Below are 17,213 nucleotides of genomic sequence, written 5' to 3' on the forward strand. Positions count from 1 at the left end.
CTCATCCTGCAAAGTTGTTTGCAGCCACGGATCGCACGGATTTCACGGATGATATCTTTCTAACTAAAAATTCGTGTCATCCGTGCGATCCGTGGTTAAAAGCTAAAGCTTGTCATTGAAGAAAGTATAGTAGTGCTCTTCCCTCGCCACTCGCTGAACGTACAAAGCCGCTTCCAGCAAGTGATAGTCGCCCCACATGCAGGATTCGCCATAGGGAATCTTGGCACCGTCGGGAATGTAATCCCAATTGCGAGGTCGATGATAGATCGTGTGAAGCAATAGGCCATCGTGCGCTGGGTCGGTTGCCAGGTAGGGTTCGTCAAGGAGAGTCCGCAACACGGTGAGTCCCGCTTGCCAATATTTCTCTCCGCTTGCGTCTTCGCCGTGATTGCTGAGCCACCGTCCTAACCTGAGCAAACCTTGGCAAGCAATCGCCGCGGCGGAACTATCGACCGGTTCGTGGTCGTTCATGGGCTCAGCGGGTCGATCGAGATAGTCCCCCAGATGGACCAGTCCCGGCGATCCCGTGTCCCAGTAGGGAATGCCATCGGTGGGCGTTTCACACAGGTAGAAGTCGCAAGTCGCCTCTGCGGCCTTTTGCATGAAAGCGACAATGCTCGCTCGACCACCTTGTGCTTCTAACGATTCGTCGGGCACGGTATCCAAGAATTCCAACTGCTCTGCGAAGCCGAGCATCACCCAGGCAAGTCCGCGCGTCCACGTCGTAAATGGCGAGTAACCCTGCTGCGTGCTTGGGCACCGATAACGGCCATCGTTGGGGTTGAAAATGCTCTCGTGGACGACACGTCCGCGGATGTCGTACGCGTCGCGAGGTTCTTCTGAATCCTCACCGTAGTAGACGTTCCACTGAGCTGTTGCGCGCGCGTGCTCGATCAGACGCGCGATCAAGTCGACCGGCTCGTCGTTCTCGCTCAGCACCCGATGGCCAAGCTGGTGCCCGAGGGCCAGCGAACGCAGCGACCGAATCGTGTCCGAAAACAGCGAGTGCGGACCGTTAAAGGAATAGATATACCCGCCTCCCTCATGCGTCCGGCTCCAACGCATCGCTTGCACGGCAGCGGAGGCTTTCAAGGCAACTTCAAAGGCGTGAAGCTGGCCCTCGTCGCGGGGCGTTTTTCCTTCGAGCATCAAGCGGCGGAGATTGCCATAGGTGCTGACGTTATTGAAACCGTGATCATGCACGCCAAAGTGTGTGACGTGAGCGGGCATCGCTTCACGCGTGCCGCGGATGCCGATGTCCAGCAGTTCTTCGTTGCCGGTCGCCTCAAACGCTAGGATGGCCGATCCGTACTGAAAACCTTGTGTCCACTCGGTCCAACCTTGTGCTTCATACTTGCCAGCACGCGTGATGACCGGGGTCGGGGATCCAGGTGTGAAGCTTCTGGCGATGCGCGGTATCTTCTCCGTGGCCAGTTGCCACAGTGTCTGGCACTTAGGAAGTAGGTCTGCAGGAACGAGTTTAGAATCGACGTTAATCATTGAGCATGACTGAAAGAGTGACAGACTGGGCGAGTAGTTCTTGATGAGTTACTATGACTCGCAGAGGCGGTCTCGGCAACGGTTATACTTTCCTGGCATTATCAGCCTATCTCACGTGATCAATATGCCGCATTTGCCGAAGTCGCTGCAGAAAATCGAGAACTATGCTCGTAGCTTCTCGCATCTCGAATGGGCACCTCTATTAGCGTTGTTGTTGGCCGCTTGCTTGACTTGGGGATTTATCGAATTGGCGGACGAAGTGAGCGAAGGGGAGACCGCGTCGCTTGATGAGCAAATTTTGCTCGCGATGCGTAATCCGGCGAACTTGAATGATCCTATTGGACCGGAGATTGCTGAAGAAATCGGTCGTGATTTGACCGCCCTAGGTGGAATCGCGATTCTTGGGTTGCTCACCGTTTCGACGGTCGTGTTCCTTTTCCTTCTGCCTATGCCCAGGGCGGCCATTTATGTGGCTCTCGCAACCACCGGCGCCGTGGGGATCAGTCTCGTTATGAAATCCGCCTTCGCTCGCCAGCGGCCTGACTTGGTTTCACACGGCTCGCACGTCTATACATCTAGCTTTCCTAGTGGCCACTCGATGATGGCCGCAGCGGTATATCTAACGCTGGGTATGTTGCTTGCCCGCATGTTAGCCAAACGACGTTTGCAGATTCTCGTCGTATCCATTGCCGTACTGTTAACCGTGGGCGTTGGAGTCAGCCGTGTTTATTTGGGCGTGCATTGGCCCACCGACGTCATTGGTGGCTGGGCGGTCGGTGGAGCGTGGGCGCTCGTCTGCTGGTACCTTGCTGGCTGGCTGCAGAGCCGCGGGCAGCTCGAACGCGAAGTCGAAGTGCAGAAAAAAACAACGGAATAGCGGTCGTGAAACTGCTCAGCCTTTCACCGGTGCGAGCAGCGGTAACCGCTCGCGCGAAGAGACAACCACGCCACCGGGACGCTCAACGGTAATCGCAAAGAGTGTTGCCTCGTTGACGGGCACACGAGCATCAATGGGAATAAGCGTGTCGGCATTCGCATCGGCGATGTCGAACACCCCACCGTCGACCGGGTGGGCTTCATTCCGGTCGGCGTCAAAAATCCAAAGTTGGTACTGTTCTTTCGTGGGGTCGTTCTTCGCCAGGCCGTGGAAGCGCATGATGCCTTGTTGCGTTTTGGGATCCCAGAGGACTTCCCCTTCCGCAGTCTTAGCCGTTTCGTCGGCTCCGCGAGTCCAACTCACGCGAATGACTTGCGAGCCAGCTTGCTTCTCCGCGGCGGTCAAACTGGCTTGGAGCTGCTCGGGGGAAAACGACTGAGCTTGCGGAGCGGGTCGCAAGATGAACGCAGCGAACAGAATTGATGCCGCCAGCAGCATCAAACCGGCCCAGTTCCTACTGCTTGGCTGCGAGCTTGGCAAGGCTAGGGTTGCTGGCGAATCTGTGCTAGGTGTCGCACTAGAAGCTGCCAGGATTCGCTCTCGCAGCGAATCCGACAAATCTTCGTCTGCCGCAACGGTCGACGCGAGCTGTACCTCGGTCGCGACAATATCGTACTCGTCGCCTGTGAGGTCGCTCTCTAAGAGTAACGCATCAAGTTCAGCTTGTTCTGCTTCCGACAAACCAAAGAGTGCTTGATCGGCGAGGAGGTCATCGAGGCGATCGCTAGTGGGGCCGTTATCACGATAGGAAGTAGTCATGACGAGACGCCTCCCATCGCGTTAGGCTCACCCAATAACCGTCGCAACTGTTGGAGGCCGCGACGGGCATTGGTTTTGACCGTGCCGAGCGGCATGTCGAGTTTCTGACTAATCTCTGATTGCGTCAGACACGCGTTCAATGCGAGGTCAAGAACCTGTTGTTGTTGGTCGGGTAGTTGATTCATTGCATCACGGGCACGAGCGGCTTCGTCGCTAAGCAGGGCTTGTTGGGCCGGGTCGGTTTGTCTCGGTTCTCCGCTGAGGGAACGGTCGTCGGTTTCAATCTCGCGGTCGGTTGCCGAGTCGATTTCCTGTCGTGTGGTCAAGCGGCGACGATGATCAATCAAACGCCGGCGAGCAATCATCGCAACAAAGGTCGTCTCTGCTGCCACGTCCGCGTCGAACCTTGCGGCATACTTCCATAGTTGAAGGAAGATTTCCTGCGTCAAATCTTCCGCGTCGGCATTCCCGCGGCAATAACGACGTGCCAGCGACCAGACCAGCCCGCCATAGCGATCCATGCAGAGCTCCATCGCCGCGGATTCACCACGAGCAATTCTCGGGAGCAAAGGTTCGTTTATTTCCGACAACGGGGAGTCTTTCAAGGGAAAGAAGATGATCTTTCGCGAGAATCGGATTGAGGGCGGGGTCAGTGATGACCCCGCCCTCGTCCGTAAATCTTGCTTCAATAGTACGTGTGCAACCATGTAACTTATTGGGGTAGCAGCACGGCGTCAATCACGTGGATCACTCCGTTGGAACATTCGATATTGGCAATCACCACCTTGGCATTATTGATCATAATGCCTTTTTCATTGGCCACGATCTTCACTTCTTGCCCAAGCACGCTTTTTGCACTGTCTAGCTTCACAACATCCTCAGCTCTCGCTTTTCCTGAGAACACGTGGTAGGTGAGGATGTCTGCCAACTTCTGCTTGTTCTCAGGCATTAGCAAGGTCTCGACCGTCCCCTTTGGCAGAGCGGCAAAAGCTTTATCGGTGGGGGCCAGTACGGTGAAAGGCCCTTCACCTTGTAGTGTGTCAACCAGACCAGCAGCCTTTACTGCAGCCACCAGCGTGTTGAAATCCTTGTTAGCGATGGCCGTCTCAACGATGGTCTTACCGGCCTTTACAGGTGCTGCATTTCTGGCAGAGCCAGCATGTTCCTGTTTAGGCTCTGGCGGCAGCAACACAGAGTCGATCACATGGATCACACCATTCGATGCGACGAGGTCAGCTTTGATGACCTTCGACTCATTGATGAATAGTGCGTCTTTATTTAGCGACAACTTAATTTCCGACCCCGCGACGGTCTTCGCCTGCTTGTGTTGCTTAGCGAGCCCGATGGCTTGCTCCGCACGCACGTCACCGGCGACGACGTGATACTTGAGAATTGTCGCCAGCTTCTGTTTATTCTCGGACTTCAACAATGTTTCGACAGTGCCCTTCGGCAGCTTGGCGAAGGCCTCGTCGGTGGGGGCAAAGACGGTTAGTGGACCTTTGCTCTGCAGCACGTCAACGAGCCCTGCCGCCTTTGCGGCTGCGACCAGAGTCTTGAAATTCTCTGCCCCGGCTGCGATTTCAACGATGTTGGGCTTCTCATGATGTTTGACTTGGAATCGAGTTGTCGCGGCATGCTCCTGATGAGCTACCGTCGTTTCATGAGCTGACGAACACTTATTTGCCGTCTGTTGCTTCGAGTAGGGGCATTCGCCAGCAACGCTTTGACTGGCAGTAAAGCCAATCAGCAGGACCGTTGAGAATGCTAATAGGTGGGAAGTCTTCACGGGAATCTCCTCAATTCATGTTTGTGCGTTAGAAAAAATCTTTGGGCACCCAGCCGACTGCCTCTTGCAGTGGCGTTACAAACATGGATTTCGCAGAAGGCGAAAGAGTGGATTCAGAAATTTGAGTTTTTTGGCTTTCGAACGCAAGCAGTGTAAGAGAGCTTATTGCTTGCCCAACCGTTGCCCGTCTTGAAGCAGGCGCTCGCGGAGTTGTTCGTAGGGGACTTCTTGAACGGTGAGATCGCCATCAATGGCCATCACCGCCGCGGTGGCAGCAGATTGCCCCAAGGTCATGAAGACCGGCTCCATGCGGATTGAGCCAAAGGCGATGTGTGTTGCCGACAGAGCCCAGGGAACCAAAAGGTTTTCACATTCATCGGCTCGCGGCGTTAGTGCGCGGTAAGAGATGCGGTAGGGCGGGCCGTTCAGTCGGCTTTGAATGTCGCCCTCATTCTTCACCATGCCGTTGTGAACGATCCGTTGGGTGTTGTGTGAATCGAGGGTGTAAGCGCCCAAACCAACCGAATCGACGACCGGCAGTTTATTCCGACAATGTTTTTCGGTCATAACAAATTCGGAAGCCATTCGACGTGCTTCGCGCACATACAAGTTGTATGGCCAGTTGTCATTGTCTGAGAATTCATCTTTGGCGAGTCCCCATATGGCGTGGGCTTTGCGGACGTTCTCTGGCACGCGTGGGTGATTCTGCACGGTCCAGACGAGTCCCAACTGCCAATCGCGATGCTTTTCCGCGACTTCTTCTCGTTCCTTGTGATTGAGTGTGGCCCAGTTCCAATCCGGTCCGTAGTTCCCTGCGATCAAGTCGCAGGAAATCCCACTGGCGTTGTTCGAGTCCGTTTTGCGATTGGGCATGAGATTGGTCTCAAAGAACCGGCTATGCTGACCGACCTCGATTGCGCGAAAGAGAATCTCGTAATCTGAGTCGTCATAGTTCGCGGGCTTCTCAATCATTCGGCGATTCGTCGGCACGTCGGTCAGCACCATACGGTAACAATACGCTTGAAAGCGATGATCGCCTGTGCCAACGGGACCACCCATCGTCGGGTTCACGCCTGGCAACAGGCCGCTGCTTGCATCACCGGGCATGACGTAAGGATCGATGCCATCGGGTAGCTGGCAGCCACGCAGCGGACCGGTGATACCGTTGCCAGCTTCGTCGAATTCGGAATTCGATTCCCGCCCCACGCGAAACGATACCTTGGCTGCCGCCATGAGATCGCCCTCGTAAGAAGCATCGATGAACATCTTTCCTTTGACTTTTTGACCATTCTCCAGGTGCAACGCGGTAATGCGTTTGCCTTCCATCGACACACCCGTTTCCAGATCAATCCTTCCCAGAACGATACCGACGCCGGCCTCTTTAACGAGCTCGTCGAAAACAGCTTCGGCCACTTTGGGCTCGAACGTCGAAGCGAGCTGTCGCTCGTCGTCGAGTGCCGGGGGGCCTTGGCCTTTGTTGGCGAACTCTTCTTGCGGTTCGTGTTCCCAGGCTTCCGCTTGTTGGTAGTGCAAATAGACGCGGCGATAGAACTCGTGACTCAGCCCGCCCAGAATGTCCGTGTTGCCAATGTCGGTCCAACCAAGACCGCTGCTCGTCATCCCGCCGAGATGGCCGTATTGCGAAACGAGAATCACCGTCTTGCCCATCCGTGCCGCTTGCACGGCCGCGGTCACCCCGCCCGAGGCGTCGCCGTAGACGACGATATCAGCTTGTAATAGGCGATCCTCCTTTGCCGTGGCGGGTCGATCTCCGAAAGCGAAGAAGCAAACGCATAAGGAAAAGAGAAGCCGTGTCGGGTGATTCAACATGATTCGGGTCAGCAAACGGAGGACGCAGGACGAAATCGCCAACCGTTTATAACACACCCTGCGGCATGAGATGAATTGCTGACAGAAAAACCCTCGTCCCCATCATGTGGTGAGCATGACGTGGCGAGGGCTCGGTTCTCAAGAGAACGTCAGTAGGGGACGCGGCCGTTACTTGCCTAACCTCGAACGTTTTGCCTTGAGTTGCTGAACTCCACCGCCAACGCTCCTGCGAAGGGATTGACTAGCGGACGGGCTCTGCACGCGGGAGCGTTGGAATTGCTGCCCGGTTGCCCGTTGCGTCGAGAAGTTCGAGGACGAACTTCGACCGCGGAACTGCTGCGGGAAGGATTGCCCGCTGCGATTGCTCGGTGGCGAGACAACCTTTTGCGAATTACCGCGCTGCGTCGGTATTTGCCAATTGCGATTCGTCGGCAGAGCGTTCTGGAAGGTACGACTCTGTGGCGTGCTGCCGATTGCTCGCGACTTGCCGGATTGCTGGACCGTGTTGGATGAACCCGCACGGGCTTGCTCGCGCAGCCGCTGCTGCTGATTCTGCAAGAAGTTGTTGATCGTCTGCTGCTTTTCGCCAAGGCGACGATTCGTTTCTAACTGTTGGTTCGCTTGACCTCGGCTTTGCAAATCCAACTGACGACGAATCTGTGTCGCCTGAGACGTCGTCGCGTTCCGATTCAAGTCAGAACGACCCTGGCCGAGTACTTGTGTTTCGGCTCGCAATCGTTGCGTCGAGTTCGTCGTGATCGGCTTACCGGCTTGGTACTTCTCAGGCAAGCGAAGCGTGTCACGGACAAACTGACTGCCCTTCGCCTTACCTGCGTTGGTTGCTTTATGCAGCACTTCCTGCTGAGCACGGAGGCGAGCCAGGTTGCGAACACGATCGGAACCGCGAAGCGCATCGAGTTGCTGTTGTTGGCTGACGCGTTGCAGCTTTGCCTTGGTGTTGTTGTTCGAGGCAAACTGTCCCAGCGGCACTACCAAGTTGTTCAACTTGTTGGTGCTCGCTTGCAGCACGTTCTTGCCTTTAGGACCTTTGCCCTTGAGGACGATCTCGTCCGGCAGGCGACGATCGAAGTTGGGATTGGCACGCCCATCACGTGGGCCGACGGCTCCGGCACCCTTGCGGAGACCGTCGAAATGGTGTCGGTAATTGTCAATCCAGTGCGGATCGCGTCTTCCGTCATGCCAGCGATGGTATGCGAAGAAAGGATCGTAAAAATGGCTGTGTCCGCGGTGCTTGCGGAGGTGAACGTCGTACCACGGTCGCAAACCGAGTTGCGTGTACTTTGGGTGGAAGCCAAAGTAGTAGTGACGGTATGGTGAATTCACATAAAGGCTCGAAAGGAGCAGCGAGGAATTCACGACATGCCGAGGTGTGTACCGCAGGGTGTGCCAGCGATGGTGACCGTTCCAGAAAACCGGCGCGAACAACAGTCCACGTCTTGCCAGAGGGTAGTCCCAAAAACCGGCGACGTAAACGAATCCCCGAGGCGTCCACACATAATGGTCGGGGGTCCAAATCCATCCCACCTGTCCTGCGTACCAATAGCCAGGACGCCAGACGTAGCGGGCTTGGTTCCAAGTCCAACAGCCGGGAATCCAAAAGTGCGAAGTACTCGGCGCTGGGGAAACGGGACCTTGTTCTAAGGTTTGCGGAGGTTGCGGCAAGAACTGCACTTCTTGTTGACCAGCCGCGGCCCAAAACCCGCTAACCCATTGGAAGCCACCAGGCACCTTTGACCAATGGCCGGGAACCCACTGACGTCCTGGAGGGATCTCGCGCCAGACGCCGCTGATCCAAATGAAGTCGTCTTGCTCAACCGAGAACATCCAGTAGCCAGAGAGCCACTGCACGTTGTTCCCCTCAGGTCGTACTTCGGGTGGCAGCTCGTCAATCGGCTCGGGCGGAGCGCGATCAATAATAGGAGCGTCGGCAGGATCGATATCCAAAGCGATCGGTTCAGCGAATGCTTCGTGAATCGGTCCGCGTTCTAATACGTTGAGGTCCTGTTGCGCATCAACTGCCTGCGGTGGTGCTGGCGGAGCTTGCGCGAAGACCGTCCGCGTGAGGAAGACGAGCGCCAGGCTGATCAGAGGAGCAATGACTAAAGTACGAGTAGGCCGTAGCATGGTGACCTCCATCAAATGGTGAATTTGCTTCGCGGGGCAATTGCCCGGTATTCAAGGTTGCAAGCAGCGTGCCGAAGCGATTTTGGCGGTTTTTCGCGGGTTTCTTAGCGAAACCAGAAGTCAATTTCGTTCTGGAGCGTTATCAGTTCGATCACAGGAAAGTAGCCGAAGGCCGGTCGACGCAGTTACGCGGGTGCGTCAGAATCAGGGCTCGATTTTGAACAGGAGGTAGCAGAGGAAGCAGAGTAGAGTCAAAACTATGACTCTGCTGTCTCTGCTACCCCCTGTTCTAAACCAAATGCATAACACGCTAAGTAAATAGAACCTATGTCGAAATATGCCTCATTGCTAATCTTCGTTCTGCTTTTCAATTCCGCTGCTCCTGTCGCGCATGGCGACGCCAGCTCCGACTTCGCCAAGCTATTGGATGACTCTTGGGAATCGAACATCCAGGAGTACCCACTTTGGGCGACCTCCGCAGGGGACCATCGGTTCAACGATAAATTGCCGGCGATTTCAGTCGCCGATGCCAAGCGTCGTAGCGAGAAGACGCGCGGATTTTTAACGCGGTTGGAAGCGATTGATCGATCGCAGCTCAAGCTGGCAGATCAGACCAATTACGACATCTTTGCTCGCCAACTGAAGGAAGATCTCTCCGAGTTTCAGTTCGGGACTCACCTGGTGCCGATCAGCAATCGCACCGGCTTTCACATCGAGTTCCCCGAACTGCGTCGTGATGTGCCGTTGGAGAACACCAAGGACTACGAGAACTACATCGCTCGTCTAAATGGTTTCGGGCAATACGCAGACGGCCACATCGAATTGATGCGTGCGGGGATCGAAGCTGAGAAGACGCTTCCTGCGGTCATTCTAAAAGGCTACGAGCCGACGATCGAAGCACATATCGTCGAAGATCCGAAGAAGAGTTTGCTGTATGAACCCATGAAGGAGTTCCCCGCGAATGTCCCCGAGAGCGAGCACGAGCGTCTGAGGGCTGAAGCCCGCACGGCGATTGCCGAAAGCGTCGTGCCTGGCTACCAACGTTTCGCAGACTTCATGAAAAACGAGTACGTACTTGCGACGCGTGGTTCGATCGGAGCTTCGGCACTTCCCGATGGTCGTGATTTCTATCGTTATCGGGTTCGTCGGTTCACGACGCTCGATCAGACGCCGCAAGAGGTCCACAACATCGGGCTCGCCGAGGTGAAGCGGATTCGTGCGGAGATGGATGACATCATTGAGGATGTCGGCTTCGAGACCCCGGAGGGGAAGGAAACGTTCGAAGCATTCACGGACTTTCTCCGCACTGACCCCCAGTTTTACGCACCCAACGCGGAGCAACTGCTCAAAGAAACGGCAGCGATTCTCAAGCGGGCCGATGGCGAGCTGCCAAAGCTGTTCGGCAAGCTGCCTCGCACTCCCTACGGCTTGCGTCCCGTGCCTGATTACATCGCTCCGCGGACGACGAGTGCCTATTACCAACGCCCGGCGGGTGACGGTACGCGGGCCGGGTTCTTTTATATGAACACCTTCAACATCAAGAGCCGTCCGCTCTACACGTTGGAGGCACTTTCGCTGCACGAAGCGGTGCCGGGTCACCATTTGCAATTGGCACTGCAGCAAGAGATCGAAGGGATGCCGAAGTTTCGTCGCTTCTCGAACTTTACTGCTTACATCGAAGGTTGGGCGCTCTACTCAGAACGGCTTGGGCTGGAGATGGGATTCTACGAAGAACCCTACAGCGACTTTGGCCGTCTGACGATGGAAATCTGGCGGGCGAGCCGGCTGGTGGTCGACACCGGCATCCATTTCTTCGGCTGGACGCGCGGACAAGCGATTGAGTTTCTGCGGTCCAATTCGGCCATGAGCATGCACAACATCGAAGCAGAAGTCGATCGTTACATCGGCTGGCCCGGGCAAGCACTGGCGTACAAAACGGGCGAGTTGAAAATCCGCGCATTGCGAAAACAAGCGGAAGACGCGCTAGGAGACAAGTTCGACATCCGCAGCTTCCACGATATGGTGCTAGCCAGCGGAGCGATTCCGCTGGATGTGCTAGAGGGGAATGTGCAGCGGTGGATTGAGGAGCAGAAGTAGTCAGGCTATTGGTGGCGAATCAAATTGGTCATCCCGACCCGACCAAGGTGATTCCGCCGACAATCAAATACATCACCAGCAGCAACCACCAAGTAAACACGACCAGCCGGTTGGCTTCGTAGCCCAGGGCGTAGCAGACGAGTCCGCCGAGAGCGACGAATGCCAGCAGCAGCGACATTGTCTCTCCGCCAAAAAGCCGACTGAACGCCAGCGTAAGCGCGGCGACGGTAAAAGCAATCAGCATCTGTTGCATCGAGAAGCGGATTTCCCAGCGGGGACGCTCAGTCGCTTGCGTTTCTGCTTTCATCGCGGCGATTTGTTCTGCGAAGCTGCCGGTATCGGAGGGGTCTGCCGCCTCGCCTTCCAGCATGGCTCGCAGCTCCGCCTTGCGGCGTTGGCGGCGTGCGATCAGTGCCCGCTCTTCTTTCATCACGAAGTACCAGCCCACAGCGACCAGAGTCACGAAGCCCCAAAACAGCAGATTACAGCCGCCCATTTGCGTGTAGACGGTCAACCCAATGGCCAGCACCGCGGTGAGAATCAGCAGGTGCTTCATCGAGAAGCGAAACTCGGTCAGCCACTTCGCGTCGAGTTCGATCGGGGCAACCGTCTGCTCGTCGTAGACTTCGTTCACATCCACCGAGAGGCCGGCACGCTTGACTTGGTCCGCCGTGCGTCGCTTCTCATGCTCGAGAACCTCGGGATCAACCGGCTCCAGTTCGAGCTCAAAATCATCGTCGTCATCGTGAGGATCATTTACAGGCATGGTGCTATTGTTGACAGAGAGTTAGGGTAATGACAAGCAGTGTCTATGGACCCGCCCTCCTTTCGATCGCCGTGTTTCCATCCAATGCACTTACTACTCACTGCTCTTGGCAGCTACGGCGATGTTCTCCCGATGGTGGGGATCGGCTCTGCGATGCGTTCTCGCGGCCACGAAGTGTCGATCATCACCAACCCGCACTTTCGACCGGTTGTTGAAGGGGCCGGTCTTGAGCTGGTGCCAATTGGAACGAATGAAGAGTACGACGAACTAGTTGATCACCCCGCACTTTGGCAGCCGATTGCTGGGCCGAAGTTCTTGCTCGAGTTTACGGCAAGTTACCTTGGTGAGCTTTATGAATTGATCGAGGCAAACATTCAATCAGGCGAAACCGTGCTCGGCTCTCATGGGCTCGATCTCGCGGGGCGCATCTATTCTGAGAAGCATCTCGTTCCCCAGGCGACCATTCACTACGCCCCGCTCGCTCTGAGGACGGTTTACGACACGCCGAATTTCATCGGAGCGTTCACCCAACCACCAACACCACGTTGGATGAAGCGATTCCAATTTTGGCTGGGCGATAAACTGATGATCGATAAAGCGCTAGGCGGCGAAGTCAATTCACTACGGTCGGAACTTGGGCTCGCACCAGTGTCGCGTCTCTATCGTCAGTGGCACAACTCACCGCAGCTCACACTGTGCCTGTGGCCTGAGTGGTTTGGCCCCCGCCAGCCCGACTGGCCTGATTCGGCGAGCTTGGTTGGGTTTCCGCTGTGGGATTCTGACGCTGGCACAGAACTTTCCGACGACGTGGTCGATTTTCTTGAAAATGGGGACGCCCCGATCGTTTTCGCCCCCGGGTCGGCGAATACGCAGGCAGAGAAGTTCTTCGCCACGGCTGTCGAAGTCTGTGAGCGGCTAGCACAGCGAGGCATCCTGCTCACGAAGTACCCCGAGCAACTCCCGCAGAATCTACCCGCGACGATCCAACACTTCAGCTTCGTTCCGTTTAGCAAGCTGTTGCCTAAAGTCGCCACGCTGGTTCATCATGGGGGCATCGGCAGTAGTGCGCAAGCTCTGGCAGCAGGCGTTCCGCAGCTCGTCATGCCGATGGCCTACGACCAACTCGACAACGCCACACGTTTGCAACGCTTGGGAGTCGGCGACTGGCTCATGCCCAAACATTTCAATGCTAACAAAGTCGCAAACCGCCTGGCCGTGCTGCTTCAGCATCCCGGCACCCGCAAACGTAGCAAGGAACTTGCACGCCGTTGCGCTGAGAGCAACTCTCTCGAAGCCGCTTGCGAACAGCTCGAGTTGCTTGCTCAGCATGAATGAAAGTCGATCTATCTCCAACTTAGTCGGTCTGCGAAAGCGTTCCTTACAAGAAAAACAATTCGCCCGTCTGTGAGTTTTCTCTCTATTCTCACGCAAGATTGCAGCAACAATAGTGACTAGGCTTGGGGTTCGAGGGACTTGTGATTGTCGCGGCACCTGAAATCTCCTAGGAGCGATTCGATGGCCAAAGTGATGACTAAAAGCAGGTGGGGATGCCTCATCGCGACTCTCTTCTTTCTGACTTCCGTAGGCTGCGAATCGCCTGAGCTGCCGGGTGTAATCGCTGATGATACCGAGACAGAACAAGTGGAAGCTGTCTCAGAAAAGACGGCGACAGCCGACGGCATGAAGCCTGATGCAAACAACCCAAAGCCGCAAGACAAGCAGGTGGCCGCTCCGATGCCGATGATGATGAAGGCTCCCGATCCCGCCTCAATTGTCTTCAAGGATGATGTCTCTTCAAATGTTGAGCCACCAACGGGGCTTGATGGTTTGGTCTTCCTGGATCAGAAAGAAGAGCGAGTGCGGCTAAGCGACTACCTCGGCAAGAAGAACGTGTTGCTGGTTTTTACTGAAGGGTTCTCGAAGATGTTGTGTCCTTTCTGCACAACACAGACCTCGCGGCTGATCGCGAATTACTCGAAGTTTGCCGAACTGGATACGGAGGTGCTGGTCGTTTATCCCGGCACGCGGGATCACATTGACGAGTTTATTGAAGCCGCCACGAAGACCGAGAAGAAGCAAGTCGACCAAGTGCCGTTTCCGTTGCTCTTCGATGAGCAACTGGCCGCGGTTGGATTCTTCGGGATCGAGTCGAACCTGGCACATCCCTCTTCTTACTTGATCGACAAGCAAGGCAACGTGCGCTTTGCCTACGTGGGCGTCGATATGTCCGCCGATCGACCTTCAGTGAAGTTGCTACTTGAAGAAGCGAAAGCCGCCCAGGGAGAGTAAATGCTTCTCAATAGATATCTTTCTTACCCTCACCCTAGCCCTCTCCCGCAAGCGGGAGAGGGAACTTTGGATGGACGCTAAGCTTTTCTCAGGAGCAAGCCTTGTCAGAGTCCGTCTCGTCACAGGAGAAAGCTGCTCTGCTGGCTAAAGAGCGAGGGCTGCTCACTGAGGACAGTTTCAGGCAGGTTCAAGAGCGAGCTGATCAAACGGGTAGCAGCGTCCTCGATGTTGCTGTTGAGCTTGATCTTCTGTCACCCGTGCAGGTTGATTGGCTCTCAGCACTTGCCGATCCGCAAAGTATAGCGCCGGGATACGAGTTGCTCGATGTCTTAGGGCGGGGCGGCATGGGCGTGGTTTATTTGGCACGCCAGGAGAAGCTCAATCGCAAGGTCGCTCTGAAGGTGATCCACCTGGAACGCCTCAACAGTTCGAACGTGTTGGGGCGAACCCAGCGCGAGGCGCAGGTCACCGCCGGTCTGCGGCATCCGCATATCGTCGCGGCTTTCGACTTTGGCATGCATCAGGGGCGTGCGTTTTTGGCGATGGAACTGGTCGAAGGAGAGGATCTCGACTCGTACCTCACGCGGAGCGGGCGTTGCGATGAGCGGGTGGCTTGGTCGATTATCCGCCAAGCCGCGTCCGCGCTGGCCTACGCAGCCGGGCAGGGCGTCGTCCATCGCGACGTCAAGCCGGGCAACATGCTGCTTACCGAACCGATTCCCGGGGTAGAAGTTGGCGAGGGAGTGCCGTTCGTGAAGGTCGTCGACTTCGGTTTGGCTTTCCAATCTGAAGAAGTCGACGCGACACGCCTCACTGCCGCTGGGGGAACACTCGGCACCCCGGCATATATGGCGCCTGAGCAACTCCAATCGACCGATGTCGATCAGCGGGCCGATATCTATGCTCTCGGTGCAACAGCTTTTCATCTGCTTGCTGGAGAGTCTCCCTTTCAGGATTCAACGCCGATGGACGTGATGGTTGCCAAGACGACCGGCAACCAATCCTGGCGTGAGAAACTTCCAGAAGATGTTTCTGAAGCCTCGCGAAAACTGGTCTTATCGATGACCGACCATCAACCTGCAAATCGCCCAGTCGATTATAGCGCGTTGCTCAGGTCGATCGATGAAGTGCTCGGCAAGGCTCCCGTAACGCGCTCTGACTTGTTGGCGACGCAAGTTCTTACGCCAAACCAAACGCGAGCAATCGTCGGGCCGTCCACCATGGCGACGGATACCGTGGCGGACGAATCGATCTCCTCGACAGTGGACACACCAGCTTCGAGATCTGCTGCAGGAAGCAAGAGCGGTATTCTCGTGGGAACGGTGGTCGGAGTCGTCGCGGCAGTTGGTGCGTTTCTGAGTGTACGCGCTTTCTTAGACGCTTCCTGGTCCGCTCCGGATATGCCAAGTGCTGCGAAAAAAAAGGTTGAGCCTGAGTACGTTCTTTCGGACGAGGTGAGCATCCTGTTCAACGGTATTGACGCGCCTTTCGGGCGGGGGATCAGCCCTGGCGGGACTTGGCGGCCTCAGCAGACCGAGGCTTTTGGCAACGTGCTCGTAGGGGACGAAGGTGCTTCTCTCGGTTATGATGTTTCTAAGTTGCTAGGTGCGAGATTTCAAAGTTCCTATCAACTGCAGTTACGCGTGGTGATAGATCAGGACGATGTCGCCGAGATTTCGCTAAACGGCTTACAGGACGTGACGACTGGGAATATTCCCGCGGTTCGTATCTCGGCAGAGCACGCGCAGTTTGGCATGATCAATGAAAGATCGCGAGAATTCGCACCCACCAAAGAGCCGACAGTCATCCAACTGAATGAGTATCAGGATGCCGCGGAGTCGCCCCAAGAGAATCTACTGAGAATCGCCAGCCATCAGGGGCATTGCTTTATCGAATTGAATGGGCAACTCTTGCACACGTTACCTCGGAAAGGCGAAGCAGCGAAAGCTTCTTCCAAGGGTCGCCTTGTGGAAGTCGTGACTCTTTCGGTGAGGCAAGGCAAGCCCTTATTTGCGGATATGAAACTAATTGGGATCCAGCCAAGTCAGAAATGAAACGAGGGTGAGTTAGGATGAGTTCCGAAGGTGAAAGTGCCGACTCGCTCGCTGACCAGGATCGTCCTGAGTTCATGGTCGTCCTCGGTTTGTTGCCGCCCTACACCGAGGAGGATATTCACAAGGCCTACTTCGAGAAGGCCAAAGCGGCACATCCTGACCATGGCGGCAGTACGGGCGACTTTCATCAGTTGCACGAGGCCTTCGAAAGTGCCATCCACTACATTGAGCATCGCACCGACAAACGCTCGTGGATTGCTTCGCAAGTCAAGAAATACATGCAGCAAGACATGGCGCTCCTTCGGCTGAGAGAGCTGGGAGTCGAAATCGAGTATGAGGTCATCGACTGGCTGCGAAAGTCTTTCGGTGACTTCGCGGAACTGACGGAGAAGGTCATCCGAGTACGACTTGCCGATTCGACCGGCGGCAACGAAGTACTCGAATGTATCGCTGAGAACGCCAAAGTTTTTCACGGGCTTCTCAGGCTAGAATTACCGAATTGCCAGGTCGCTGATGCCGCAGTCAGCGCTCTCTCAGGCTTGGAGCTTCTCGAACAACTCGACCTCAGCGGTAATCGCATCGGCAGAGCTTCTCTAGGTGTTCTGCTTGAGCTTCCCGAACTGAAGGAAGCGGTCGTGACCAACACGAACATCGGTTGGTTCGGACGCCGCAAGCTGGGGCGGCTGAGTGTCAAAAAACTGAGTTGATCCGCGAATGGACTTATGCAGGCTGAGGGACATCAGCTGCGTTGATTTCAACATGATCGACACGGTGGCCTGTAGATTTGACATTCATAATTGCGGACTGAATCGCTGATTCAAGCGACTCGGCCTCGCGATGAAAATCAATGCTGAAAATCCCGTTGGAAGTACCAGGGGTCCCATCGTCGCAGCCTGCGGCGAAAAGCGCGTCAGCTAGTTCCTCGGTTAGTTCGACAGCGCCACTGAGTACGAGGCTAAATTCATATTTTGCCATAGTTCATTGCCTTCCGCGTTACGATCCATGAGAGCAACGATTTACTGCCCGGCGGATGTCTTTCGCATGATCTTC

General features: G+C 55.7%; 14 protein-coding genes. 6 read left to right on the forward strand and 8 right to left on the reverse strand.

The features are described from left to right. Window positions 1-102 precede the first annotated feature (102 nt). Window positions 103-1,500, reverse strand: a complete 1,398-nt coding sequence (locus RIB44_09615; GenBank protein MEQ8616836.1) for a glycosyl hydrolase — start codon at window positions 1,498-1,500, stop codon at window positions 103-105. Between the two features lie 124 nt (window positions 1,501-1,624). On the opposite strand from RIB44_09615, the gene RIB44_09620 reads away from it, so the two are divergent. After that, window positions 1,625-2,377: a phosphatase PAP2 family protein gene (locus tag RIB44_09620; protein MEQ8616837.1), complete on the forward strand. Its 753-nt coding sequence runs from the start codon at window positions 1,625-1,627 to the stop codon at window positions 2,375-2,377. A 15-nt stretch (window positions 2,378-2,392) separates the two neighbouring features. Here RIB44_09620 and RIB44_09625 read toward each other — a convergent pair whose 3' ends face one another. The 5 genes from RIB44_09625 to RIB44_09645 all read right to left on the reverse strand — a co-directional run bounded on the left by RIB44_09625 (window position 2,393) and on the right by RIB44_09645 (window position 8,957). Then, a complete protein-coding gene (locus RIB44_09625; protein ID MEQ8616838.1) occupies window positions 2,393-3,196 on the reverse strand; it encodes an anti-sigma factor in 804 nt (267 codons plus the stop codon). Next, window positions 3,193-3,717 carry a sigma-70 family RNA polymerase sigma factor gene (locus tag RIB44_09630; protein ID MEQ8616839.1) on the reverse strand — a complete coding sequence of 175 codons (525 nt, stop codon included), beginning with the start codon at window positions 3,715-3,717 and terminating at the stop codon, window positions 3,193-3,195. The genes RIB44_09625 and RIB44_09630 overlap by 4 nt, the downstream gene beginning before the upstream one ends. A gap of 191 nt (window positions 3,718-3,908) precedes the next feature. Further along, on the reverse strand, window positions 3,909-4,982 hold the full coding sequence (locus tag RIB44_09635) for a fasciclin domain-containing protein (protein ID MEQ8616840.1): 1,074 nt from the start codon (window positions 4,980-4,982) through the stop codon (window positions 3,909-3,911). A gap of 162 nt (window positions 4,983-5,144) precedes the next feature. Next, window positions 5,145-6,812 (reverse strand): FAD-dependent oxidoreductase, encoded by a 1,668-nt coding sequence (locus RIB44_09640; protein ID MEQ8616841.1) that lies wholly within the window; start codon window positions 6,810-6,812, stop codon window positions 5,145-5,147. A gap of 168 nt (window positions 6,813-6,980) precedes the next feature. After that, the gene (locus tag RIB44_09645; GenBank protein MEQ8616842.1) at window positions 6,981-8,957 is read right to left on the reverse strand and encodes a YXWGXW repeat-containing protein; all 1,977 of its coding nucleotides are present in this window, start codon (window positions 8,955-8,957) and stop codon (window positions 6,981-6,983) included. Between the two features lie 327 nt (window positions 8,958-9,284). Here RIB44_09645 and RIB44_09650 point away from each other — a divergent pair, with 327 nt between their 5' ends. Next, window positions 9,285-11,054, forward strand: a complete 1,770-nt coding sequence (locus tag RIB44_09650) for a DUF885 domain-containing protein (GenBank protein ID MEQ8616843.1) — start codon at window positions 9,285-9,287, stop codon at window positions 11,052-11,054. A gap of 28 nt (window positions 11,055-11,082) precedes the next feature. Here RIB44_09650 and RIB44_09655 read toward each other — a convergent pair whose 3' ends face one another. After that, a complete protein-coding gene (locus RIB44_09655) occupies window positions 11,083-11,820 on the reverse strand; it encodes a hypothetical protein (protein ID MEQ8616844.1) in 738 nt (245 codons plus the stop codon). An 84-nt stretch (window positions 11,821-11,904) separates the two neighbouring features. On the opposite strand from RIB44_09655, the gene RIB44_09660 reads away from it, so the two are divergent. The 4 genes from RIB44_09660 to RIB44_09675 all read left to right on the forward strand — a co-directional run bounded on the left by RIB44_09660 (window position 11,905) and on the right by RIB44_09675 (window position 16,870). After that, entirely contained in the window at window positions 11,905-13,155 is a 1,251-nt protein-coding gene (locus RIB44_09660) for a glycosyltransferase (GenBank protein ID MEQ8616845.1), read from the forward strand. A gap of 180 nt (window positions 13,156-13,335) precedes the next feature. Further along, window positions 13,336-14,109, forward strand: coding sequence for a peroxiredoxin family protein (locus RIB44_09665; protein ID MEQ8616846.1), 774 nt, complete (start codon window positions 13,336-13,338; stop codon window positions 14,107-14,109). Between the two features lie 101 nt (window positions 14,110-14,210). Continuing rightward, window positions 14,211-16,163: a serine/threonine-protein kinase gene (locus RIB44_09670; protein ID MEQ8616847.1), complete on the forward strand. Its 1,953-nt coding sequence runs from the start codon at window positions 14,211-14,213 to the stop codon at window positions 16,161-16,163. Between the two features lie 17 nt (window positions 16,164-16,180). Beyond that, entirely contained in the window at window positions 16,181-16,870 is a 690-nt protein-coding gene (locus RIB44_09675) for a hypothetical protein (GenBank protein MEQ8616848.1), read from the forward strand. A gap of 13 nt (window positions 16,871-16,883) precedes the next feature. Here RIB44_09675 and RIB44_09680 read toward each other — a convergent pair whose 3' ends face one another. Beyond that, window positions 16,884-17,138 (reverse strand): hypothetical protein, encoded by a 255-nt coding sequence (locus RIB44_09680; GenBank protein MEQ8616849.1) that lies wholly within the window; start codon window positions 17,136-17,138, stop codon window positions 16,884-16,886. Window positions 17,139-17,213 lie beyond the last annotated feature (75 nt).

Source organism: Lacipirellulaceae bacterium (assembly GCA_040218535.1).
Classification (GTDB): Bacteria; Planctomycetota; Planctomycetia; order Pirellulales; family Lacipirellulaceae; genus Adhaeretor.